We start from the raw sequence: 23,366 nt of genomic DNA, 5'->3' as shown, positions 1-23,366 counted from the left end.
GCGTCGTCCGGCCGCCCGCTCATGCTGTCGGTCAGGGGACTTCCGGAGTCGATGTGACGGCCACGAGCGCGGTCCCTGCTCGCCGTTGTCACCGGCGATGTTCGTGTGTCCGACCGACAGTATCAGACCTCCCGCGAGAGACCCAGCGTGTAGAGGACGACGGCGGCCGTCGCGGCGAGCACGCCACCGGTCAGCAACAGCGCCGAGGCCACGAACAGGCCGTAGGAGACGGCGCCGGTCGAGAGAAAGCCCGAAACGAGCCAGTAGGCCATCGTAACGCCCAGGAGGGCGCCGAGGAGGCCCGGTGCGCCGAGGCTGAGCAGCGGGTGTGAACGCTGGACCGTCCTGGCGATGTCGCTCACGAGACCGTACCCGTGGGCGAGCGGGTCGATGCTGGTCGCGTTCTCGACGTCGTATCGCACCGAGATGCCGACCTCCTCGATCGCGTAGCCCCGCTCGTGTGCGTGATAGAGGATGTCCGTGCTGGCACCCATCCGCGTCCCGATGGTCTCGTCGCCGGCCAGGCCCGCGATCGCACGACGGTTGTACGCCCGGAAACCGCTCTGGGTGTCCGCGATGCGCGCCCCCGGTCGGAGACGCCCCATGCTCAGGTTGGTGAGCGCGTTGATCGCCGCCAGGCCGACCCGCCGATACGGCGGGAACCCGGTGGTCGCGCCATCGACGAACCGACTCCCGATGACGATGTCGGCGTCGGTCTCGCGCTGCTTCGAGAGGAGCCTCGGGATGTCACGCGAGTCGTGTCGCCCGTCCGCATCGAGAACGACGAGGTGTGTCGCCCCCTCGCGCTCGGCCGCCCGAAAGAGCGTTCCGAGCGCCGTCCCGTACCCCCGGTTGTACTCGTGTTCGACGACCGTCGCGCCGGCCCTCCGGGCCTCCGTCGCGGTCCCGTCCCGACTCCCGTCGTCGACGACGAACACGGCGTCGGCGTGCTCCCTGGTCGCCCCGATCACGCTCGCGATCGACCCTGCCTCGTTGTGCGCCGGAATCCCGACGACGACCATCGGCCGCTGGGCGTCGGCGGACGCCGGGCGATACGAGACTCGCTCCGGTCGGACGAGTTCGGCGTCGATCTGCGGGGCACTCGTTGCGGACGGGTCCACCCGGATTCGAGCACCGCCCCGCACGTCCTCCCCTATTGCCGTCTGCATGATGTATCAGCTATCAGGCACGCTAGACGGACGTTGAGTCGTTGCCTTCGACCTCGCCGCCGCCGTTCGCGCGGACGCCGTTCGATACCGAAGGTGGACTCCCGCCGTCACGCCGGTTCGAACCTTCGATACCGAAGCGAAGCCGGAGCGTTTTTGTCGAACCCCTTCTATATCAGGGTGTCCCCATCGGTGGCGGGGGTCAACGCGCCATCTCCCAGAACGATGACCGTAATCGCCGACATCACGCTCCCGTCCTCGACGTTTCCGGTCGGGGACGTGCTACGATCGTTCCCGGACGCGCGGATCGAACTCGAAGGCGTCGTGCCGGTTCGCGAAACCGTCATGCCGCTTCTGTGGATCGAGGCGGACGATCCGGAGGCGATCCGCTCGGCGCTCGGCGCACACGCCCGGATCGACCGGGTAGACGTCGTCATGACGGTCGACTCGGAGACGCTGTTCGAAGTACGCTGGTCGCCGGCCGGGAACGAACTCGTCGACGCGCTCGGCGAGGCCGACGCGACGGTCCTCGACGCGTACGGCCTCGCCGAGAGCTGGGACTTCCGGCTCCGCTTCGCGACCCACGAGGACCTCTCGCGGTTCAATATCGCGCTGACCGAGGCGGGAATCCCGGTCACGCTTCGTCGGATCCACCACCCCCCGTTCAGCGAGGTGACGACGTCGCTCTCGTCGATCCAGCGCGATACGCTCGCGACGGCGTACCGTTCGGGCTACTTCCGGGTCCCGCGTCGGATCAGCCAGGCCGCCCTCGCGGAGGAACTGGGGATCAGCGACAGCGCGCTCTCCCAGCGGATCAGACGCGGCGTCGAGGCGCTCGTCGAACAGGCGCTGATCTCACAGGAGCAGTCGCTTCGCTGACCGGTCCGCCGACGTCGCCCTACGGACGGCGGGCCTTCTCGACCGCGCTCTTGATCTGGTCGGCGAGCACCTGATACCGGTTCTCGGCGTCCTTCTCGAGGTAGTCGGTCACGCCGCGCGAGCGGGCGTCGTCGGCGACGCCCGACGAACCCCGGCCGGTAAACAGGATGAAGGGGAGCCGTGGGCGTTCGTCACGGACCAGTTCGAAGAACGTGATCCCGTCCACGTCGGGCATTTTGTAGTCGCTCACGACGCAGTCGACGTCGTTTTCCTCCAGATACTCGAACCCGGCCTCGGCGCTGGTCGCCGTCCCGACGGCGAACCGCCCGTCGATCCGTTCGAGGCGGAGCGCCGTCAGATCGGCGCTGTCACGCTCGTCGTCGACACAGAGGACGTGGATCCGCCCCGAGTCCTCGTCGTTCATATCTGCGCTACGATTCACCACGATAAAAATTCGAGTGATCCGCGCGGCCGACCGGGTACGCGGAATCCCATTAGTACACTAATAAGTTCGTCCGTCCGTATCGTCCATCCGTCGACGATGCGTATCCGCTATCTCTCGACCGAACCGCTCGCCAGCGAGGTCGTCGCCGCTCTCGACCGAAGCGGCGCGACGCTCTCGGTCGCCGAGTCGCTCGCCGAACCGCAGGACCCGGCCGGTCGGTTCGAGGCGGTGCTCTACGACGCGACGACGCGAGATTCGGGGAGCGAGGCGGCTATCCGGCGCCTCCGATCCGAGCGGCCGGCGGTCCCCGTGATCGCCGTCGTCGAGGCGCTCGACACCGTGGCCAGCGTTCCGGCGTCGTTCGCCCCCCTCGTCGACGGCTGGATCGAGACCTCGATCCTCCGGACGACGCCGGGGCGCGTCGTTTCGCTGCTCTCCCGGGCGACGAACCGTCGCCGTGGCGCAGAACGCCCGACCGGGTCCGATCACGGCACGAGCATTCCCGACCCGCGGGCCCTCGACGAGCGACGCCGCACGAAAAACCGCTGTCTCGAGTCGCTCAGGGCGGGCCTCTCACACGACCTCCGGAACCCGCTCATGGTGGCACGCGAGTACGCGATCCTCGCGCGCGAGACCGGCGACGACGAGTACCTCGACCGGACCGAGCGCGCGGTCGACCGGGCGGCGGCGCTGGTCGACGAACTCGTCGCCGTCGCCCGCGCTGGACGGGGCATCACGACCCTCGTCGAGGTGCCGATCCGGGAGACCGCGACCGACGCGTGGACGGCGGTCGATCCCGGGTCGGCGACGCTCGCGGTCGAAACGGACGCGTTCCTGTGCGCCGACCCACACCTCCTGGAACTGTTCTTCGAGGTCGTCTTCGGGCGCGTCGCCGGCCACGGGGGCACGAACGTGACCGTCCGCGCCGACGGTCCGGGGTTCCTGATCACGGCGACCGGGTTCGAGACTCCCACCGCACGCTACCGCGCGTTTCGGACGGCGCTCGACGATACCGACACCGACGACTGCGGGGCGACGCTCGTCTCCGCTATCGCGGCCGCACACGGCTGGGACGCGGCGCTCGAGGATCCCGACGACGCCGGATTTCGACTCCGGGTCGGGCCCTGAATCGGTCCCCTGACCTGTCAGCCCCGTTTCGCATGACTAGGTTGATGGCGCTCCCGTGTGATCGGCCGGCATGGTCGATGCCACCATCGACGTGATCGACAGGGGCGGGCTCCTGTGCGATCTGAACTACATGATCGAGGGGAACACGCTCGGAACGTACGACGAGCCGAACCCCGAGACGGAGTACGCCGAGATCCCGGTGTACAACCTCGTGATCGATCACCCCGAGGGAACGATCCTCTGGGACACCGGCAACCACGAGGACGCCCTCGACGGCCACTGGCCCGAGGGGTTGAAACAGGCCTTCTACCCGCACGACGCCGATGAGCACACGCTCGAGGACGACCTCGACAGCGCGGGCTACGGCCTCGACGACATCGACTACGTCTTCCAGACGCACCTCCACCTGGATCACGCCGGGGGCCTGCATCACTTCGACGGGACGGACGTCCCCGTGTTCGTCCACGAACAGGAGATCAAGTTCGCATACTACAGCGCGAAGACCGACGAGGGAAGCGCGGCCTATATCCTAAAGGACTTCGATCACGACCTCAACTGGGAGGTTCTGCACCGCGACCGAGAGACGCGCTTCGAGGACGTCGAGTTCGTCCGGTTCCCGGGCCACACGCCCGGCCTGACGGGGACGGTGATCCACCTCGAGGACGAGACCCTGGTGTTCACCGGCGACGAGATCTATCAGTCCGAGAACTACGAGGAGGAGATGCCGCTGGGGGCGGGCCTGCTCTGGAGCAAGCGCCACTGGTTCGAGACGCTCCAGCGGATCAAGGACCTCGAACGGCGGTACGACGCGACGGTCGTCTACGGGCACGACCCCGACCAGTACGCGGCGCTCTCGGGGTGGTCCTGATGGGCTACGAGCGCTCGGTCTCCGCGCCCGAGCACGTCCAGGCCCCCGAGACGGTCTGGGAACTCGAGATGCCCCGGATCCGATTCGGCCGAAACGCGGTCGAGGAACTCGACTTCCAGTTCGAGGATTTGGGTGTCGACCCCGGCTCCCGCGGCCTGCTCGTCACCGACGAGAACCTCCTCGAGTTGGGCCACGCCGAACGCGTCCGCGAGCAACTCGACGCCTACGAGGTCGACGTCTACGACGGGTCGGAGCGCGAACCCTCGATCGAGGCGGTCGAGGACTGCATCTCGTTCGTTCGGGACGAACAGGGGGAGTCGGGCTACGATTTTTATATCGGCCTCGGCGGCGGCAGCTGTATCGACACCGCAAAGACCACCCGGGCAGTGATCGCCAACGGCGGCCAGCCCCTCGATTACGTCGCCCAGCCCACGGGCGAGGGCCAGGCCATCACCGAATCCGGGCCTCCCTTGGTCCTGATGCCGACCACGGCGGGCACCGGTGCGGAGATCTCGCCCGTGGCGATCCTCTCGGTCGAGGAGAAGGAGATCAAGGAGGGGATATCGAGCGATCACATCCGGGCGGACGCCGCCGTGCTCGATCCGACGCTGACGACGACGCTTCCCCCCGAGCAGACCGCCAAAACGGCGATGGACGCGCTGGGCCACGCCATCGAGGGGTACACCACCCACTCCTATGACAGCCTGCTGCGCGCCGAGGACCCCGCGAGCCGGCCCGTCTACGCCGGGCGCACCCCCGTCACCGAGATGTTCAGCGAGAAGGCCATCGAACTGCTCTCCTCGAACGTCCGCCGGGCGGTCCACAACGGCGACGACCTCGAGGCGCGCTCGGTCATGCTTCAAGGAGCCTTGATGGGTGCGATCTCCGGGCTGACCGCCGGCGCGAGCCTCTGCCACGCGATGGCCTACCCCGTCGGCAATCGCTATCACACCTACCACGGCGAGACCATCGCCGTCCTCACCCCTGCGAGCACGCTGGGGTACAACGCCGCGAGCGATCCCGAGCGCTTCGCCGACCTCGCGGAGATGTTCGGCGTCGACACCACGGGACTGAACACCCGCGAGGCCGCCGACGCGCTCAAAGAGGAGTACGTACAGCTCCAGCGCGACCTGAACGTCCTTCCGAGTGGCTTGGCCGAACTCGCGGGGATCGACGAGGGCGACGTCGGCTGGCTCGCCTCCCAGACCGTCGAGACACAGGAGCGCCTGCTGCGGTGTAACCCCCGACCCGTCACCGAGGAGGACGTCGAGGCGATCTTCCGCGACGCGCTCTACAACTGGGAGTAACACCGCCGCGATCCCCGCGCTCGAACGTCAATAAATCGATTGGATGTTTGGTAGAATCCACAAAAACAAAAATTATTTAAAAGATGGACGTTGTCTGTCAATACGATGAAAGCCGTTGTACTCGCCGCTGGCAAGGGGACGCGATTGCGACCGCTCACCGAGGACAAGCCGAAGGCGATGGTCGAGGTCGACGGGAAGCCGCTGGTCGCCCACTGTTTCGACCGGCTGGCCGAACTCGGCGCCGATGAGTTCGTGGTCGTCGTCGGCTACATGAAAGAACACATCATCGAGCACTTCGGCGACTCCTATCGGGAGATCCCGATCACCTACGCCCACCAGCGCGAACAGTTGGGGCTGGCCCACGCGCTGCTGTGCGTCGAGGAACACATCGACGACGACTTCATGCTGATGCTCGGGGACAACGTCTTCAACGCGAACCTCGCGGACGTGGTCCGACGCCAGCGCGAGGAGCGCGCCGACGCCGCGTTCCTCGTCGAGGAGGTGCCCTGGGAGGAGGCGGGCAGGTACGGGGTCTGCGATACGAACCACTTCGGGGAGATCACCGAGGTCATCGAGAAGCCCGAGGAGCCGCCGACGAACCTCGTGATGACCGGCTTCTATACGTTCTCGCCCGCCATCTTCCACGCCTGTCACCTCGTCCAGCCCTCCAATCGGGGAGAGTACGAGATCAGCGAGGCGATCGACCTCCTGATCCGCTCCGGGAGAACGATCGACGCGATCGGGCTGGACGGCTGGCGGATCGACGTCGGCTACCCCGAGGACCGCGACGAGGCCGAGCGGCGACTGCAGGACGCCGAAGCGCTCGCGCAGGCCGACTGAGGCGACCGCTCGGGCGTGCCCCGTCCCTCCAGCCCCGTTTTCACCACCCCTCCGATAGCCTGCCGACGCCGAGGGGACCCACCGCGATGAGGAACGTATTAACCGCCCGCGACCGGAGGGCGACCGATGATCGCTGAACCCCGTTTTCTCGCGCTCTGTGTGCTGGCGTGCGCGCTGGCCGGGTTGGTGGTCGGTGCGGGAACGATGGCGCCCGACCTCTCGAACGGCCACTACCCCGACGGGGTCGAGGTGGCCGCGGATTTCCCCGCGTATCACGGCGAGTCGGTCGAGGTGAGCGGCACCGTCGTCGGGACCGATCCGGTCGCCATCGAGGTCGACGACGGGACCGACCGCCCGCCGGTGCTCACGGTCAGAACCGTCGACGGGTCGGTCGCGGTCGGTCAGGAGCTCCGGGTCTTCGGGACGGCTCGCCCCGGCGGGGTCGTGGTGGCCAACGAGACGGTCCTCGTCTCGCCGTGGGAGACCTACTACGCGTGGGCGGTCTCCTTCGTCGCGGGCGTCTGGGTGCTCGCCCGGTTCCTACGCGGGTGGCGCTTCGAGCGCTCGACGCTGCAGTTCGTGCCGCGGGAGGGCACCGATGCCTGACCTGCTCACCCACGCGCTCGTGATGTATGTCGTGGTCACGGTCGCGTCGTGGCGCGTCGAGTGGCTCACCCCCGCGTACGTGACGGTGGCGATGATGGGCGCGATGATCCCCGACATGACGAAAATCGAACTACTGCTGCCCAGCCACCGCGTCGAATCCGTCATCGGGATCCCGTTCGACTGGTTCGCCCTGCACACCCTCGGCGGGTCGCTCGTCTCCGTGCTGATCGGGGCGGTGCTCGTTCCACGGAAACACCGAACGCGCGTCGCCTCGCTTCTGGCGCTCGGTGCGGCCTCGCACCTCCTGCTCGACGCGCTGTTGGTCAACCCGTCGGGTCGCTCCTACGCGCTCCTCTGGCCGCTGACGGCGTATCACCCGCCGACGCCGGGGCTGTATCTCAGTACAGACCGGTGGCCCGCGCTCGTGGCGGGCGCGCTCGCGGCGCTCGTCTGGGTTCGGACGCGGCGACTCCGGGCGGGTCGAGGGTCCTGATACCGTCGGTCATGGGCCGTTCACCGGCGTGTGCCTGCAGTCACGGGCCACGGCGCGAGTGGGTCCCGTCCCGTCGGCGATCGATTCACGGAGGTCTGACCGACGGTACGAACCGCGGGTTGGCCGTGGCAGTCACCGCCGGTCGATTCCCGACGCTACTTAATACCCCTGCACAGATGGGGGTCGGTTTCCGTATAGGTGGGCGTCCATCGATGGATCACATGACGACGCCTGTGCGAGAGGTCGGTTCGAGCGGAACGCCGGTCGGGTCGCGCGAGAACGATCGCCGGTGGTACGCGCTGCGCTACCTGCGGGCGTGTACCTACCCCGCGACGGTCGCGGAGATCGCCGAGTACGTCGGCCCGCGCGTCGGGAGCGGACCCGAGGCCGCGGAACGCGCACTCCGGCGACGGGACCTCCCGGCGCTATCCCGTTGTGAGACGATCGAGTTCGATCCGGGGTCGGATCTGGCGTGTCTCGACGACCGAGAGCCGTTCGCCGACCGCGTCCGCCGCGCCATCGCCGCCGACGCCCTCACCCACCTCAAACCCCCGCGGCTCAAGCGAAACGACCGGGGCGTCTTCTACTGACGACCGCATCCCGAGGGCGATCACCGGTCCCGAAAGACCGGTTGGTCCGGGAGGCGAGGGGTTAAGCGTCTGCACGCTTATATCAAACTATAGTGAAAAACACGATCCGCCAGTCCGAACGCGAGACCGAATCGGAACGATCGACGCGGCAATCGAACGAGCGGGCGTGTGCGGAATGCGGATCGGAAGACCTCGTCAAGAGTTCCGATCAGGGCGAACTCGTCTGCGAGGACTGTGGCCTGATCGTCGAGAAGTCGAACATCGATCGGGGACCCGAGTGGCGGGCGTTCAACCACTCGGAACGCCAGAGCAAATCCCGGGTGGGCGCGCCGACCACCCAGACGATGCACGACAAGGGGCTCACCACCCAGATCGACTGGAAGGACAAGGACGCCTACGGTCGATCCATCTCCTCGAAGAAGCGCAGCCAGATGCACCGCCTGCGCAAGTGGCAGGAGCGCATCCGGACGAAGGACGCCGGCGAGCGCAACCTCCAGTTCGCGCTCAGCGAGATCGACCGCATGGCCTCGGCGCTCGGTGTTCCCCGCTCGGTCCGAGAGGTCGCCTCGGTGATCTACCGGCGTGCGCTCAAGGAGGACCTCATCCGCGGGCGCTCGATCGAGGGCGTCGCGACCGGCTGTCTCTACGCCGCCTGCCGCCAGGAGGGCATCCCGCGGAGCCTCTCGGAGGTCGCCGAGGTCTCGCGGGTCGAGCGAAAGGAGATCGGCCGGACCTACCGGTACGTCTCCCAGGAACTCGGCCTCGAGATGCGCCCGGTCGACCCCAAGAAGTACGTTCCTCGATTCTGCTCCGAACTGGGGCTGAACGAGGAGGTGCAGGCCAAGACCAACGAGATCATCGACACGACCGCCGAGGAGGGCCTGCTCTCGGGCAAATCACCCACGGGCTATGCGGCGGCGGCCATTTACGCCGCGTCGCTGCTGTGCAACGAGAAGAAGACCCAGCGCGAGGTCGCGGACGTCGCGCAGGTGACGGAAGTCACCATCCGGAACCGGTATCAAGAACAGATCGAGGCGATGAACATCGAGTAACCGAATACGGGATCACATCGGCTCCTGCCTACCGCCCCCACGCCTCCTACAGCCGTTCACCCGATCGATCCTCCCGGTCCGAGGAGCGTTCGAGGATCGCCGCCTCCCGTACGTCCCCCATCGCGACCCACTCCCCCTCCTCGTGTTCGACGTCGTATCGCCGGGCGGCGGGCGTCTCCCAGTCGTCGGTTCGGTACTCGGCTCCGATCTCGTACCGGATCGCGTGATCGACGTCCCCGCTCCGGAGTTCGATCCGCACCCGCCGTTGGGGTTCGAACTCGACCGGCCCGGCCCTCCCCTCGAGTTGCTCGCCGTTCAGGAGCGTCACCCGAACGCGGTCGCGTGGCTCGACGTCGGCGAGCGTTCGTATCGGATCTTCCATCGCGATCCGTAGGGCGCGAACGGGTAAAACGTGGACCATGCCATGGAAACCCGTCGCTCACCACGTGCAGATCTCGATCTCGACGGCCCACGTCCCGGACTGCCACGGGAGGAAGGCGTCGTTGTCGAGTCGGACCTCGTGGCGGCCCGCCTCTCGGGTCGTGACCGTCCCCCGGACGGCGCTGTCGGTCGTCCCCTCGATCAGCGGGTCGCCCGACGGACCGACGACCGTGAGGGTCGGATCGACGCCCTCGCGCGTGGTCGCCGCGATCGCGACGTCGACGTTCTCCTTCAGGTCGAACTCGTAGGTCTTTGCCGAGCGGCTCTCGACCGTGACCGTCTCGGAGACGGCGATCGAACACTCCCGGACGTACACCGTCTCGACGCCGACCCCGTTGACGCTCAGTTCGTAGGCACCCGGTTCCGCGAAGCCGACCGGGAAGTGTACCGTCACCGTCTCCGTCGGCGCGAGCGTCTCCTCGCGGCGTTCGATCACCTCCCCGTCGCGTTCGAGTTCGATGGCGTCCCTCCCTTCGAGGTTGCCGACGTTCGTCACGGTCGCCGTCACCTCGACGCGCTCGCCGACCGCGATCAGCCGCCGGTCGACCGCGGTGGCCGTGACCTCGAACGCCGCGGGCGGGGCGACCCGGACGGTCCCGACCGCCACCTCGTTGAGGCCCACCTCGTACTCGCCGGGGCCGGTGAACTCGTGGGCGAGCGTCACGCTCTCCTCGGTTCCGGCCTCGATTCGAACCTCGCGGGTCGCGACGCTCAGGCCGTCGACCCGGAGTTCGGCGGTGAACGTCCCCGCCCGCCCGCCGACGTTCGCGACCGTCGCCGTCACCTCGATCCCCTCGCCGATGGGGACGGTCGTCCGGTCGACCGCGGTCTCCCGTACCTCGAACTCGGGGGGCGGGAGTTCGACGACGACGGTCCCCGCGGGTTCGCCGTTGACGCTCACCGCGTACTCGCCGGCGTCGGCGAACTTCCCCGAGAACGTCACCCGCTCCTCCGCTCCGGGAGCGACCGTCACCGCCTCGGTGTCGACGATCACGTCGTCCATCCGGAGTTCCGCGTGGAAGGTCCCCTCCCGGTCGCCCCGGTTCTCGATCGTCGCCGACACCTCGAGGGTCTCGTCGGTGGTCACCGTCGTCGCGCTGACCGACGCCTCGATCACGGCCATCGGGGGCCGCGGGTCGCTCTCGCCTCCCTCGTCGCTCTCGCCGTCACCGCCGTCGCCCCCGCGGTCCGTACAGCCGGCCAGTCCACAAGCCAGCGCCGTCCCCACGAGGACGCGTCTCCGGCCGATGGCGCTTCCGTCCGTGTCCCGTTCGTCCATTTCCCGACCCTCTCCGTCGATGTCGGGTGGAGTGGCCGGACCTACGTAGCCCCTTCGCATCGCCGTCGACCGCTCAGCACAGCGCGTCGGCCAGCGTCCCCGCGTCCTCGACGATCACATCGGGCTGGTGGATCCAGCCGCCGAAGGGGTTGTCGTGGCGGTTGAGAAAGGCCCCGCGCATGCCGACCGCCTTCGCGCCCACCAGGTCGAACGTGTGGGCCGTCACGAACACCACCTCGTGGGGGGCGACGTCGAAGCGCTCGCAACACAGGTCGTACGACGCCCGGTGGGGTTTGTACGCGCCGGCCTCCGCGACCGAGATCACCCCGTCCAACTCGCTCTCGAAGTTCGGGCGGACCGCCTCGAGCATGTCGGGGTCCCCGTTGGAGAGCCCTACTAAGCAATAGTCCTCGCCGAGGCGCGCCAGCGCGTCGTCGACGTCGGGGTACGGCCGGAGGTCCTTCCACCGCCGGATGACGTCTCGAACGTCGTCGTCGGGCACGTCCAATCCGAGCTGCTCGAGGCGGTAGGCGAGCGCGCGCCGGCTGATCTCCTTGAACGGGGTGTGGGGGCCGGGGATCAGCGAGTCGATCATCGAGTCCCGGAAGTGCATCGCCAGGTACCGCCGCAGGAGGATCTCGGGGTCGTAGTCGCTCCCGTGGGAGTCGAGCAGGTCCCCGAGCGCGGGGACGAGCGTCGACTCGCGGTCCAGCAGCGTGTCCCAGAGGTCGAACGCGAGCACCGTCGCCTCCTCGCGGATCGTGTCCGTGGCGATCGTCGTCATGGCTCGTGGCTAGCGCACTCGCGGGGGCATAACTGTAGCAGGTTCTCGTCCCGAATCGGAGGACACCCGCCGTGGGGCAGGCGTCTGTCAGAGGCTGAGGTCGCCGTTTCCGACCTCATCGCCGTCTTCGTTCGCCTCCAATGCCAGTATATCGTCATTTAATTCTCCACTAGGAAGTAATTCGACCGTACTGGCAGGTGTACCGAGCCGAACGGTGTCGAGAACCCGAAGGACGGTTCCCGCGGCTCGTCCACGGCGATTTCGCCGGTTTCGACGGCTCGTAGCCCCCGCTTACGCGGGATAACCGCTGAATAACAGTATCGATCCTCGCACACGGGCTTCCTGAACGATAGCATGAACGACAACCCACCAGAAAAACGGAATCCACCTGTCGATTCCGAGGAACACCCGTTCGAGCAACCGCACACCTCGCGGCGGAACTTCATGATCGGTGCCGGGACGGCCGCGACCATGATGGGCGGCGGGTACGCCGCTCAAGAACACCTGCGCCAGGCGATGCGCGACGAACCGGCGAAGGGCGGCAAGGTGCGGCACTTCGACGTCCACGCGATCGAGGTCGACATCGTCTACAACGCCTTCGGCGTCCACCAGCCAAACGGCACGATGTACGTCTTAAAGGAGAACAAGGAAGCCGTCCGGAAGGCCTCCGGCGAGATCCCGGGGCGCGCGTTCGACGACATCGAGGACACTCACGACATCGACCACCCCGCCCATCGGGAGTGTGACGGGGATCACGACCACGACGAGGACTGCGACTGCCACGAGAAGCGCGAGAAGAAGAAGCCGAGCAAGGTCGACACGTCGGTGATCCAGCCGCTCACGATCCGCGCGAACGTGGGCGACATAATCGAGATCGAGTTCCACAACGACCTCGACCGGCGCGCGTCGATCCACCAGACCGCCCTGCCCTACGACGTCCAGGACTCGGACGGCATGTCGGTCGGGTTCAACGAGGACACGACCGTTGCGCCGGGTGACTCGATCACCTATCGCTGGTTCGCGAGCAACGCGGGCTCGCACTTCTTCTACGACGGCGCCAACCAGGCCTACGACAGCGCCGACGAGCCACCCCAGCGGGCGAACCTGCTGAGCCGGTCGCTGTTCGGCGCGGCCGTCGTCTACGAGCAGGGCGTCACATGGACCGACCCGAAGACGGGCGGTGAACTGAACAGCGGCGTGCGCGCGGACATCCACGACCCCGAGGTGCTCGAGACGAGCTACCGGGAGTTCGTGACCTTCTATCACACCCCCGAAGGGATCGAACCCGAGATCGACTTCCCGGACAGCGACACCCCGCAGACGACCCACGCGATCAACTACCGCTCCGACCAGACCGGTGTCCGCATCGAGGATCGCTGTCCCGACTGCGACCTCGAGGAGTTCTTCTACAACTCGTGGACGAACGGCGACCCCGGCGGCGGCGACAACGTCTACGAGACGTACAAGGGCGACCCGATCAAGTTCACCATCGTCGGGGCCTCCGTCGAGGAAAATCACGTCCACCACCTCCACCAGCACCGCTGGAAGGAGATCCCGCCGCGGACCGACGCGGACACGATCGACGCCCAGACGGTGGGGTTGGGCGCCACCTACGAGGCGTACTTCATTGCCGGCCACGGCGACGTCGAAGGTGCGACCACGGTCCGTCCCGAGATGACGTTCGAGGAGGCGTTCGAGGTCGGTGCCGGGTACGTCCACGGGAGCGCGGGAGACACGCTCTTTCACTGTCACCTCTTCCCGCACTACGGCGAGGGGATGTGGGGGATCATGCGCATCCACGACAAGGAACAGAAGGACCTCGAGCCCCTGCCGAACACCGGCGACCTCGTTCCGCCCGACGGCGTCGGGTTCCCCGAGTTCATCCCCGGCGAGCAGGGCTTCAGGCCGCCCGAGCGTCCCGACGACCGCGAGCCGACGCCCACCGAGGAGGAGGTCCTCGACGGGGTGTTCCCGGTCGCGCCGTACGCCGACCCGTGTGTCGACAAAGACGCGCCCAAGCGCGAGTACACCATCGTCGCCCTCAACACCGACATCGTCTACAACGACGCCGGCGAACACGATCCTGAAGGGGTTGTCTACGTCCTCGAGAAGCACGCCGACCTCGTCCGGAAGGGGAAGATGAACCCCGAGCCGCTGTTCATCCGCGCGAACGTCGGCGACTGCATCGAGTTGACCCTCAAAAACGAGACCGAGCGGTCGATCTCCATCCACACCCACTTCGTCGGGTTCGACCTGCTCGGCTCGGACTCGCTGGCGACCGGATACAACTACGATCAGCAGACCCCCGCCAACGAGGAACGCACCTACCGGTGGTACGCCGACGAGGAGGGACCGATCTTCTTCCACGACCACATCTCGGGCATCGACGACGTGATGCACGGTTCGTTCGCTGGACTGATCGTCGAACCGAAGGGCTCGGTCTGGCGCGACCCCTACACCGGCGAGAAGATCGAGGCCGGCGCGCAGGCGATCATCGAACAACCGGATGGAGAGGACTACCGCGAGCAGTGTCTCCACTACCACGACTTCGCCCAACTCCGTGACCGGGACGGCGACTTCATCACCAACCAGATCCAGCACAACGAGAACCAGGGGACGATGGCGATCAACTACCGCAACTCCCCGTACTACAACCGCAACGACCCAGACCCGGCGTACGTCCACAGTTCCGCGGTCCACGGCGACCCCGAGACGCCCGTCCTCGAGACGTACCCCGAGGACACGATCAAGATCCGGCTGTTCCAGGGCGCCTACGAGGAACAGCACGACTTCTTCCACCACATGCACCGGTTCGACGCGCGGAACCTGAACCCGGAGTTCAGCGTCTCGCAGGTCATTGGCACCTCCGAGGTGTTCACCTTCGAGATGGATCTGGCCGAGCAGGAGGAGTTCGAGATGCTGCACAACCCGGACGGGCTTCCGGTCCACGACCACCTCTTCGGGTCGGCCGTCGACGACGACCTCTGGACGGGGATGTGGGGGATGCACCGCGTCTTCGACGCGAAGGTCGACCACCTGCAACCGCTCCCCGATCAGGGTGCGCCCGACGAGCGGATCACCAAAGAGGAACTCCGCGAAATGGGCCACTGGGCCGGCTTCACCGACCGCTGGAAGGATCTCGGCCAGCTCTGGCGGCTGGTCTACCCCGAGGACGCCGACCGAGAGTTCCCGGCGGACAAACGGTTCCGGCGGAACGAGAACGTCGGCGAGATCCCCCCGAAGGCGCCCGAGCCGGGCCAGCCGTGTGCGAAGGACGCACCCGTCCGCACGTACAAGGTCACGGCGTTCAACCTGGACATCGAGTTCAACGAGTACGGCGATCACGACCCCCACGGGATCGTGTTCGCGCTCGACGAGCACGTCGAGGACATCAAGTGCGGGCGACGGCCGCCGACACCACTTGTCTTGCGGGCGAACGAGGGCGAGTGCATCGAGGTCGAACTCACAAACGACCTCGACGAGTTCGACGAGGACCACGACCACCCGCAGATGCGGATCATCCGGGACTGGGACCGCTCGAAGCGCATCTCGCTGCACCCCCAGCAGATCACCTACGACATCAACGGCTCGGACGGCGCGACCGTCGGGTTCAACTTCGACCAGACGATCGAACCCGGCGACTCGATCACCTACCGGTGGTTCGCCGACGAACTGCTCGACAACTGCGTGCTGTGGGACATGGCGGACGTCCGGAGCAACCGCCACCACGGCGCGTTCGGCTCGCTCGTTATCAGCCCCGCGGGGACCGAGTGGCTCTCGCCGCGCACGGCCGAACCGCTCTCGGACGCCTCTGATGGCACGCCGGCGGCGTCTCTGCCCGAGGCGATGGTCAAGATGCCCGGGAACGCCGACGGCGGGGCCACAGGGGCTCAGGCTGGAGTTACCGACATTCAGCCGACGTCGGACTTCCGCGAGTTCACCCTCTCGTTCAGCACCGGGCGGTACATCATCAACCGCGAGGACCCCGATAGCTGCGTCGTCCCGGTCAATCCGGACGATCCCGAACAGGACCCCGACGCGCCGTGCAACCAGATCGGCGACGCGGAGGACCAGGGCTTCGGCGCGATCAACAACCGCGCGGAGCCGTTCGTCCGGCGCTTCCAGCGCAACAGCGACGAACAGCACCTCGTCTATAACTCCGAGGTCCACGGCGACCCCGCGACGCCCGTGTTGAACGCGTTCAAAGGGGATCCGGTCGCGTTCCAGGTCCAGACCTCCACCGGGAAGTCCCGCGGCCTCCGGTTCCACCTCTCGGATCACCAGTGGCCGCGGTTCGTCGGCCCGGAGCGGAACCCGCCGGGCGAACTGCTGTCGAACCCCCCCGTCGAGGGGTCGCCGACCATCGGCGTCGACGACCGCTTCGGCGTCGGACTCGGCCTCCGGCTCGACATGCTCGGCGGGGCGGGCGGCCTCGCGGGGAGCACCGGCGACTTCATCTACCAGGAGACGCTCCAGCGCCGCCTGCTCGAAGCCGGCCTGTGGGGGATCTTCCGGGTCCGAAAGGAACCGCGCGAGTTCGCCGACCGGTGTCACCCGCTGCCCGACCGCTCCGATCAGGTGCCCATCGAGGAGCGCCCCGGCTGGATCGTCGGCCGGACGGACATGACCGACTCCGCGGGCGAGGACACCGTGATCATCGTCCCGGACAGCGACATGGGGCCGGCCGGATCGATGGCGCTACACTGCTTTGCCGACCCGCTCGAAGACGCGTCGATCCCCGACCTCGCAAACCCCGACGTGCAGGTCGTCCTCCACGCCGACGAGGAGAACGGCCGGCTCAACGCGACGGTCCACCAGCCCAGCGACATGGCGCCCGAAGGGGTGGTCGAGCTGCTGAGCGACACGACGATCGAGGTCGTCAGCGCCGGGATCAGCGAACCCGTCGAGGCCGTCGAGGAGGGCGTCGACGCGGACGAGGACCCCGACGAGGTCGACGTCGACGATCCCCTCGCCGAACCGGTGATCCCGCCGCTCGACGGGGAGCAACTGGACGGCTTTGCGGGGGCCGAGTTGATGGTCACCACCCCGGCGATCGACGAACCCGCGAACTTCGGAACGCTGATCCAGTCGGTGTCGACCGACGAGGGGACGACCACCCTCGAGTGGTCAGACGGGTCGACCACGACGTTCACGAACGGCGAGTAGCCGACACACGCCCCGACCGGCGCGTCGGGCCATTCGTCCACCCCCGCTGACGGTCCTGGACCCTCCCGTCGTATTCGATCACGCACCTGTCGAGGTTATGTCCGTTCGACGCCTAGGGAGGGTATGGACCGCGCCGAGCCGACCTCGTCACGAACGGACCGCCCCCGCCGCGAGCCGCCGACCGAGTCCGGCGACGACTCGCGGTGGTGGTACTGGATCGCGGCCTACCCGGTCTTCAGCCTGCTGGCCGTCCCGCTCGCGCTCCTCGCGCTGGTGGTGTTCGCGCCCCTCGGGTTCGTGACGGCGGGGCAGGACCCGGGGTTCGTCGGCCCCGTGGCGGTCGCCGTCGTCGCGCTCGCGGTCGGGGCGGCCACGGTCTACGCGCTGGTCGGCCTCGTCCTCACGGTCATGCTCCCGGTCGCGCTGTACCTCGACGCGGCCGAACTGGCCGAGTCGGCCGCCGAGTGGTCGCCCGACCCGATCCTCTACGGGCTGGTCGGCCTGCTCAACTTCCTCGCGGCCCCCTTCGTCGGCCTCGTCGTCGCGGTCTACTACCTCTACCGGCGACACCAGTTCGTCGGCGTTCCGTGACGCCCGCGCTCCCCCTCGTTGCGCCCGAGTAATGGTTCCCAGTCCTGAACAAGTCATTTACTGTGCGGCGTCGTACGCCCCCGCATGCAGCGTAGCCACCGGGAGCCACGACCGCCCCTCGGAGATCCATTCCCCCGTCTCGATTCGTCGGGTCGCATCGGCGTCGAGTGATCGATGGCCGACCCCGTCTCGGTCCTCTACGTGGACCCCGACCGGACCACGCACGGCGTCGGCGCGCTCGAGCGCGAGAACCCCGATCTCTCGGTCCTGACCGCCGAATCCGCCGCTGACGCACGCGCGCGACTCGACGCCGGGGTCGACTGCGTCGTCTGCGAGTACGACCTCCCCGAGGGAGACGGGATCGACCTCCTCGCGGCGATCGAAGCCGAGTACGGCCTGCCGACGGTCCTCGTCACGGACCGCGACGACGATTCCATCGCGCGCGAGGCGTTCTCGCGGGGGATCGACGAGTACGTCCACCGGCCGGGAACGATCCAGCCGACGGTGTTGGCCCGCCGGATCGAGCGGGCCGTCGCCGGCTTCGACGCGGTCGAGGAGTCGAGCGCCCACCTCCGGGCGCTGACGCACGCCGCCTCGGACGTGATCGTCACGGCCGACGCCGCCGGCACGATCCGGTTCGTCAACGAGGCCGTCGAGGACGTCTTCGGCTACCGACCGGGGGAACTGGTCGGCGAGCCGATCGAAACCCTCGCGGCCGGGGCCGACGCCCACGGGCACGTCGCCGGCCTCAGGCGGTACATCGACGCCGAGGAGGGCGACGAGTCCGGACACGCCGAGCTAGAGGGGCGTCGAAAGGACGGGTCGACGATCCCGATCGAGGTCTCGTTCGGGCGGTTCGAACACGCCGGCCAACGCTTTTTCACCGGGATCGTCCGCGACGTCTCCGAGCGCGAACGCCTCCAGTCAGAACTGGGCGAGTTGATCGGCCGGGTCACCGACGCCTTCTTCGGCCTCGACTCGGAGTGGCGATTCACCTACCTGAACGAGCGGGCGGACGAACTCATCAACCCCGAGGGACGGGACCTGATCGGCGAGGACATCTGGGAGCGGTTCCCCGGGGCCGTCGGGACCGCCTTCGAGGAGGAGTACCGCCGCGCGATGGAGACCCAGACGCCGGTCGACTTCGAGGAGTACTTCCCGCCGCTGTCGGCGTGGTTCGAGGTCCACGCGTACCCCTCGGAGACGGGGCTCTCGGTCTACTTCCGTGACGTCACCGGCCGCAGGCGGCGCGAGCGCCAACTCGAGACGCTCAACACGCTCTCGCGGGAGCTGACGACGGCCGAGACGGTCGAGGAGGTCAGCCGCATCTCGATCGAGGCGGCCGACGAGACGCTCTCGCTCCCGATCGCGTCGATCAAGCTCTACGACCCGGAGACGGGCTATCTCGAACCCATCGGCGGCGAGGACTCGCCCGCCGTCGGTCACCGGCTGTTCGACACCCGGCACAACGTCCCGTGGCGCGTCTTCGTCGACGGCGAGCCGTCGATCCACGACGACCTCGCGAGCGAGGAGACGCCGCTTCGCAGCGCGATCATCCTCCCGCTCGGGGACCACGGCGTCCTCATCGCCGGCGACGACGAACCCGGCGCGATCGCCGCGTCGGACGTCTCGATCGCGGAGATCCTCGCCGCGAACACGACCTCCGCGCTGGACCGGGTCGACCGCGAGCGGGCGCTGCGCGAGCAGACCGACCGTCTGGAGGAGAAGAACGCGGCCCTCAGGCGCGTCCATCGGCTCAACGAGGTCATCCGGGGGATCCTCCGGGAGCTGACGCGGGCCCCGACGCACGAGGCGGTCGTCCAGTCGGTCTGTGAACGGCTGGCCGACGCCGACCCGTACCGGTTCGCGTGGATCGGGACCCACGACCCGGCCACCGACGAGATCACGCCCGAGGCGTTCGCCGGCGTCGAGGAGGGCTACCTCGAGGAGGTCACGGTGACGGCCGACGAGCGCCGGACCGGGCAGGGACCGGCCGGCCGGGCGTTTCGCACCCACGAACCCCACGTCCAGAACGATCTCTACTCGGACCCGCCGTTCGAGCCGTGGCGACAGGCCGCCCTCGAACGGGGCTACCGGGCGAGCATCTCGATCCCGATCGTCCACCGGGACTCGATCTACGGCGTGTTGAACCTCTACGCCGACGAGGCGGGCGCCTTCGACGAGACCGAGCGGAGCGTCCTCACGGAACTCGGCGAGGCGATCGGTTACGCGTTGGCCGCGCTCGACCGCCAGCGGGCGTTGGTCAGCGACCGCTCGATCGACCTCGAGTTCCGGGTTCGCGACCCCGGGGACCCGGTCCTCGCGTTCGTCCGGGAGCACGGCCTCACGATCGAGTTCGAGAACACCGTCTACCGGGCCGACGGCACGCCGCGGGTGTTCGTCACGATCCCCGGCGTCGATCCCGACCGGGTCGAACGACTCGCCGGGGAGAGCGACTCGATCGGGACGGTGACGCTCGTCCGCGAACAGGGCGACGACCGCCTCTTTGCGTGTACGCTGACCGACTCGGCGTTTTTGTTTTCGCTGGTCGATCACGGCGTGTTCCCACGCACGCTCGCGTCGGGGGCCGACGGCGAGCGGGTCGTCGTTCGGATCCCCGGAACGGCCGCCGTCCGCTCGGTGATCGACCTCCTCGACGAGCGCTACGCGGAGGTCGAACTGCTCGCCCAGCGCGAGCGCGACGACCCGATCACGACCCAGGGGGAGTTCGAGGCCGCGTTCAACGCGCTGTTGACCGAGCGCCAGGAGGAGGTCCTCCGGGCGGCCACCGTCAGCGGCTTCTTCGAGTGGCCCCGGGGGATCACCGCCCAGCAACTCGCCGACGTCTTCGGCGTCTCCCAGCCGACGGTGAGCCGTCACATCCGGGCGGGCGAACGTATCCTGTTCGAACTGCTGTTCGACGAGGAATAGCCGGGGATTTAGTTATCTAACCCCCTTCGGGGATCGGGGGTTAGATATCTACTCAGTGGGGATATGAGCCTCGCGTGCCGATGGGCGGACGAATGGAGCAGAACACGTTTCGTTGTCGCGACTGTGAGTGGCCCTCCCGGGGAGGGTTCGGCGCTTCCCGATACGAGGCGACCAAGCGGGCGATCTCCCACCACGTCGAGACCGGCCACGAGATCGTCTCCACCGCGCGTGCGGAGACGGACCCGGCCGAACCGGCACCGAGGGTGGAGTCGCGCTCGCCCCCCGCCACCCGCCCCGTCGACTGAGCCGTTCCGACGCCCCCTACAGCCCACGGTACCCCCGACAATGGCAACAGACCCACGCCCGACACCGACCCACGAACCGCGGACCGAACCGACCGACGCCTTCCGGTACTCGATGAGCAGCGACGAGACCGCCTGCGAAGCCGTCTGTAATGCCGTCGCCACCGTCGAGGGCTGTTCGGTGCTGGATCTCGAGCCGATCGCGGAGACCGTCGATACCGACTCGCTCGACGCGCTGTTCTCGCCGGCGAACCGGGACGAACGGTACCACCTCACGCTCCGCTACGCCGGCTACGAGGTCGCCATCACCGGGGACGAGGTCAGCGTTCTGTCGGTGTCGTAGCCGGCTGTCGGCAGCGATCGCGACCGTTCGGCTCCGTCTCGGCATCCCTTCGTTTCGATCTCGATACCGGTCTATCGCTCCCGCAGCGGCCGGTCCACGCAGGCGAACCGTTCTTCGTCGCTCCCGGCGTAGGGACGTCGCTCCCCGCGGCTGGGGCGACAAATCATGACTCACCCATCGTCGGACCCCGTCACGCTCGCCCGGCTTCCGGCACTGATCGAGACGCTGTCCGAACGCCTCGAAGCGCTCACGTCGGCGATCGTCGCCGAGAGCGACGACGAGGAGGTCGTCGAACTCGCCGAGACGCTCTGGACGGTCGTCGAGGAGGCGATCGACGTGATCGAGACGGTCGACTTCGAGGGACTACCGGACGCGATCGACGGCGACGAACTCCCCGACGCCATCGAGGTCGAGAAGCTCGCGGACGCGCTCGAAACCGGCGACGCCACGGAGGCGGTCGACCTCGCCGAACTCCACGAGGCGATCGACCTCTGGAAGCTCTGGGAGGCGGTCGACGTTCCGGCCCTCCGAACGGAGAGCGAGGAGTTGGAGGCCGAGATCGCGGTCGCGCTCGGGGACGAGGAGGACGCGGGCGGGACGTCCGTCGTCGACGAAACCGCGAACGCGCTGTTCACCGCCGAGAGCAGGCAACGGGCGCTCCAACAGCGCCTCGACGCCGCCCTCGATGCCTTCCGGGTCCGACTGCTCGAGACCCACCTGCGGGTCCGCCGGCTGTACGACGCGAACCGGCGGAACCCCGGCGGTTCGGGCGCGCACCGCCCACGACGGGGGAGGACGATGCCCCGCGGCCCGCTCCCCGATTCGGCGTCGACGCGTGCCTCGACCGTTCCGACACGGGCCCGTCACTCCCGGACGAAGGGCCGGCCACGGATCTACGGCCGCCGGTTCGAACGGATGTGCGGGCGGTAATCACGCCCGATCCCACGGCCTAGCCCCGTCCGCCCGCCCTCGCCCCGCCGACCCCGACGTCTCGCGGGACCGGCCTCGTCACCCGAGGACCGCCGTTCGATCCGTCCAGCGAGAGGGTCGAGAACGCAACCATAAAACACCTAGTTATTAAGGTAAAAGATATTTGTTACTACTCATCGAAGCTCTCCGAAAGGTATTGGTGAAATGATAATTAACCTGAACCGACTGAGCCACGAACTCTCCGGTGCGGTCGCCGAACGCGAGCGTCCGCGCATCGAGACGCGGTTGTCCGGCGTGGAGACGTGCCCCCACTGCGGGTCGTCCGCGACGTTCGACGCGGTCATCGCCCCGCCGCCGGTCGACGCCGCCCGCTACGAGAGCGACTCCCTCCGGCGAGCGGTCCTCCGTGACTTCCACGTCGAGGTCAGGTTCGGCCCGTGTGGGCACGAGGTGGACCTCGAGTCGATCGACGGTCTCGCCGTCACCCTCCGGGACGGCCCCCTTGAGGTCGACTACGATCCCGACGGCGTCATCAACTGACGGCGGGCCGCCACGTATTGCCTCTAACAATCCCGGCCCCGGCGCGGTGATGAGGCGTCCATCCCGCCCAATCACATATTTTTTCGTATCTTATATTTAGTGAAATAATATATCGCGATCTATTTATATCAAACGCTGATGTGATAGGATAATCTCACATGGCGAATGCAGAACACGGTGCGGACCGCAAACTTGTCACTAGTACTAGCCGACGTAGCTACCTCGGAGCGATCGCAGGGGCCGCCGCCCTCCCGCTGTTCAGTTCGGCGGCCGCCGCCGACCACGACGAGACGGTGATCACCGTCTGTGGTCGGGGAACGACGGCCTACTACGAGTTCAGCGTCTCCGGCGACGTCGAGAAGTCCACCGCCTACGACGGGACGATCAACGACTACGACTCGGTCGACGGCTCGCGCGTGACGGGTCGCACGACGCGCGAACCCGACTCGTACGCCTTCACGGGCGAGGTCACCGACTTCGAGACGAGCGCTCCGGTCGACGTCACGATCGACGGCGAACCCGCGACGTTCGGGAGCGAGACCGACGCCGAGGGGGAATCCGACGACGGCGAGGACTCCGAGATCGACGAATCGGACTACTCGAATGTGGTGAACGTCGTCGAGGCCGGCGCCGACAACGACGGCGACAGCTCGATCACCTCCACGCTCCGCCAGGTCGCCGAAGA

At 67.7% G+C, this 23,366-nt stretch carries 21 protein-coding genes and 1 pseudogene; 17 read left to right on the top strand and 5 right to left on the bottom strand.

The features are described 5' to 3' along the window. Window positions 1-122 precede the first annotated feature (122 nt). Window positions 123-1,169 (bottom strand): glycosyltransferase family 2 protein, encoded by a 1,047-nt coding sequence (locus tag QRT08_RS15165; protein WP_286046811.1) that lies wholly within the window; start codon window positions 1,167-1,169, stop codon window positions 123-125. 222 nt (window positions 1,170-1,391) lie between these two features. Here QRT08_RS15165 and QRT08_RS15160 point away from each other — a divergent pair, with 222 nt between their 5' ends. After that, window positions 1,392-2,045 (top strand): helix-turn-helix domain-containing protein, encoded by a 654-nt coding sequence (locus tag QRT08_RS15160; protein WP_286046810.1) that lies wholly within the window; start codon window positions 1,392-1,394, stop codon window positions 2,043-2,045. 19 nt (window positions 2,046-2,064) lie between these two features. Here QRT08_RS15160 and QRT08_RS15155 read toward each other — a convergent pair whose 3' ends face one another. Further along, window positions 2,065-2,469, bottom strand: a complete 405-nt coding sequence (locus QRT08_RS15155; RefSeq protein WP_286046809.1) for a response regulator — start codon at window positions 2,467-2,469, stop codon at window positions 2,065-2,067. A gap of 117 nt (window positions 2,470-2,586) precedes the next feature. On the opposite strand from QRT08_RS15155, the gene QRT08_RS15150 reads away from it, so the two are divergent. The 8 genes from QRT08_RS15150 (at window position 2,587) to QRT08_RS15115 (ending at window position 9,374) form a co-directional block, all read left to right on the top strand. After that, window positions 2,587-3,618 (top strand): sensor histidine kinase, encoded by a 1,032-nt coding sequence (locus QRT08_RS15150; RefSeq protein WP_286046808.1) that lies wholly within the window; start codon window positions 2,587-2,589, stop codon window positions 3,616-3,618. A 70-nt stretch (window positions 3,619-3,688) separates the two neighbouring features. Further along, the gene (locus QRT08_RS15145) at window positions 3,689-4,486 is read left to right on the top strand and encodes an N-acyl homoserine lactonase family protein (protein WP_286046807.1); all 798 of its coding nucleotides are present in this window, start codon (window positions 3,689-3,691) and stop codon (window positions 4,484-4,486) included. Beyond that, window positions 4,486-5,793, top strand: coding sequence for a hydroxyacid-oxoacid transhydrogenase (locus QRT08_RS15140; RefSeq protein ID WP_286046806.1), 1,308 nt, complete (start codon window positions 4,486-4,488; stop codon window positions 5,791-5,793). Before QRT08_RS15145 ends, QRT08_RS15140 begins: the two co-directional genes overlap by 1 nt. A gap of 105 nt (window positions 5,794-5,898) precedes the next feature. Continuing rightward, window positions 5,899-6,633, top strand: a complete 735-nt coding sequence (aglF, locus tag QRT08_RS15135) for a UTP--glucose-1-phosphate uridylyltransferase AglF (RefSeq protein WP_286046805.1) — start codon at window positions 5,899-5,901, stop codon at window positions 6,631-6,633. A 126-nt stretch (window positions 6,634-6,759) separates the two neighbouring features. Next, on the top strand, window positions 6,760-7,239 hold the full coding sequence (locus QRT08_RS15130) for an OB-like fold-containing membrane protein (RefSeq protein WP_286046804.1): 480 nt from the start codon (window positions 6,760-6,762) through the stop codon (window positions 7,237-7,239). Continuing rightward, window positions 7,232-7,732: a metal-dependent hydrolase gene (locus QRT08_RS15125; protein ID WP_286046803.1), complete on the top strand. Its 501-nt coding sequence runs from the start codon at window positions 7,232-7,234 to the stop codon at window positions 7,730-7,732. The genes QRT08_RS15130 and QRT08_RS15125 overlap by 8 nt, the downstream gene beginning before the upstream one ends. 221 nt (window positions 7,733-7,953) lie before the next feature. Continuing rightward, the gene (locus QRT08_RS15120) at window positions 7,954-8,322 is read left to right on the top strand and encodes a hypothetical protein (RefSeq protein ID WP_286046802.1); all 369 of its coding nucleotides are present in this window, start codon (window positions 7,954-7,956) and stop codon (window positions 8,320-8,322) included. A gap of 92 nt (window positions 8,323-8,414) precedes the next feature. After that, on the top strand, window positions 8,415-9,374 hold the full coding sequence (locus QRT08_RS15115) for a transcription initiation factor IIB (RefSeq protein ID WP_286046801.1): 960 nt from the start codon (window positions 8,415-8,417) through the stop codon (window positions 9,372-9,374). 46 nt (window positions 9,375-9,420) lie between these two features. Here the strand turns inward: QRT08_RS15115 and QRT08_RS15110 are convergent, their stop codons facing one another. From QRT08_RS15110 to QRT08_RS15100, 3 genes are all read right to left on the bottom strand, one after another. Then, window positions 9,421-9,756 carry a hypothetical protein gene (locus tag QRT08_RS15110; RefSeq protein WP_286046800.1) on the bottom strand — a complete coding sequence of 112 codons (336 nt, stop codon included), beginning with the start codon at window positions 9,754-9,756 and terminating at the stop codon, window positions 9,421-9,423. 57 nt (window positions 9,757-9,813) lie between these two features. Further along, window positions 9,814-11,094 (bottom strand): CARDB domain-containing protein, encoded by a 1,281-nt coding sequence (locus tag QRT08_RS15105; protein ID WP_286046799.1) that lies wholly within the window; start codon window positions 11,092-11,094, stop codon window positions 9,814-9,816. Window positions 11,095-11,167: 73 nt separating this feature from the next. After that, on the bottom strand, window positions 11,168-11,878 hold the full coding sequence (locus QRT08_RS15100) for a haloacid dehalogenase type II (RefSeq protein WP_286046798.1): 711 nt from the start codon (window positions 11,876-11,878) through the stop codon (window positions 11,168-11,170). Window positions 11,879-12,232: 354 nt separating this feature from the next. Here QRT08_RS15100 and QRT08_RS15095 point away from each other — a divergent pair, with 354 nt between their 5' ends. From QRT08_RS15095 to QRT08_RS15060, 8 genes and pseudogenes are all read left to right on the top strand, one after another. Beyond that, window positions 12,233-17,044 carry a multicopper oxidase domain-containing protein gene (locus tag QRT08_RS15095; protein WP_286046797.1) on the top strand — a complete coding sequence of 1,604 codons (4,812 nt, stop codon included), beginning with the start codon at window positions 12,233-12,235 and terminating at the stop codon, window positions 17,042-17,044. Between the two features lie 123 nt (window positions 17,045-17,167). Next, on the top strand, window positions 17,168-17,635 hold the full coding sequence (locus QRT08_RS15090; protein ID WP_286046796.1) for a hypothetical protein: 468 nt from the start codon (window positions 17,168-17,170) through the stop codon (window positions 17,633-17,635). 174 nt (window positions 17,636-17,809) lie between these two features. Next, complete coding sequence (locus QRT08_RS15085) at window positions 17,810-20,566, top strand: bacterio-opsin activator domain-containing protein (RefSeq protein WP_286046795.1); 2,757 nt, start codon at window positions 17,810-17,812, stop codon at window positions 20,564-20,566. A 92-nt stretch (window positions 20,567-20,658) separates the two neighbouring features. Then, window positions 20,659-20,871 carry a hypothetical protein gene (locus QRT08_RS15080; protein WP_286046794.1) on the top strand — a complete coding sequence of 71 codons (213 nt, stop codon included), beginning with the start codon at window positions 20,659-20,661 and terminating at the stop codon, window positions 20,869-20,871. A gap of 40 nt (window positions 20,872-20,911) precedes the next feature. Beyond that, on the top strand, window positions 20,912-21,211 hold the full coding sequence (locus tag QRT08_RS15075; protein WP_286046793.1) for a HalOD1 output domain-containing protein: 300 nt from the start codon (window positions 20,912-20,914) through the stop codon (window positions 21,209-21,211). 165 nt (window positions 21,212-21,376) lie between these two features. Next, window positions 21,377-22,141 carry a hypothetical protein gene (locus QRT08_RS15070; protein ID WP_286046792.1) on the top strand — a complete coding sequence of 255 codons (765 nt, stop codon included), beginning with the start codon at window positions 21,377-21,379 and terminating at the stop codon, window positions 22,139-22,141. Between the two features lie 204 nt (window positions 22,142-22,345). Next, on the top strand, window positions 22,346-22,681 hold the full coding sequence (locus QRT08_RS15065; protein WP_286046791.1) for a hypothetical protein: 336 nt from the start codon (window positions 22,346-22,348) through the stop codon (window positions 22,679-22,681). A gap of 158 nt (window positions 22,682-22,839) precedes the next feature. Then, window positions 22,840-23,366, top strand: a pseudogene (locus QRT08_RS15060) (hypothetical protein); the annotation flags it as partial.

The organism is Halalkalicoccus sp. NIPERK01, from assembly GCF_030287405.1.
In the GTDB taxonomy this organism is placed as follows: domain Archaea; phylum Halobacteriota; class Halobacteria; order Halobacteriales; family Halalkalicoccaceae; genus Halalkalicoccus.
The sequence above is the reverse complement of the archived record's forward strand: the minus strand, read 5'-3'. Positions and strand labels throughout refer to the sequence as shown.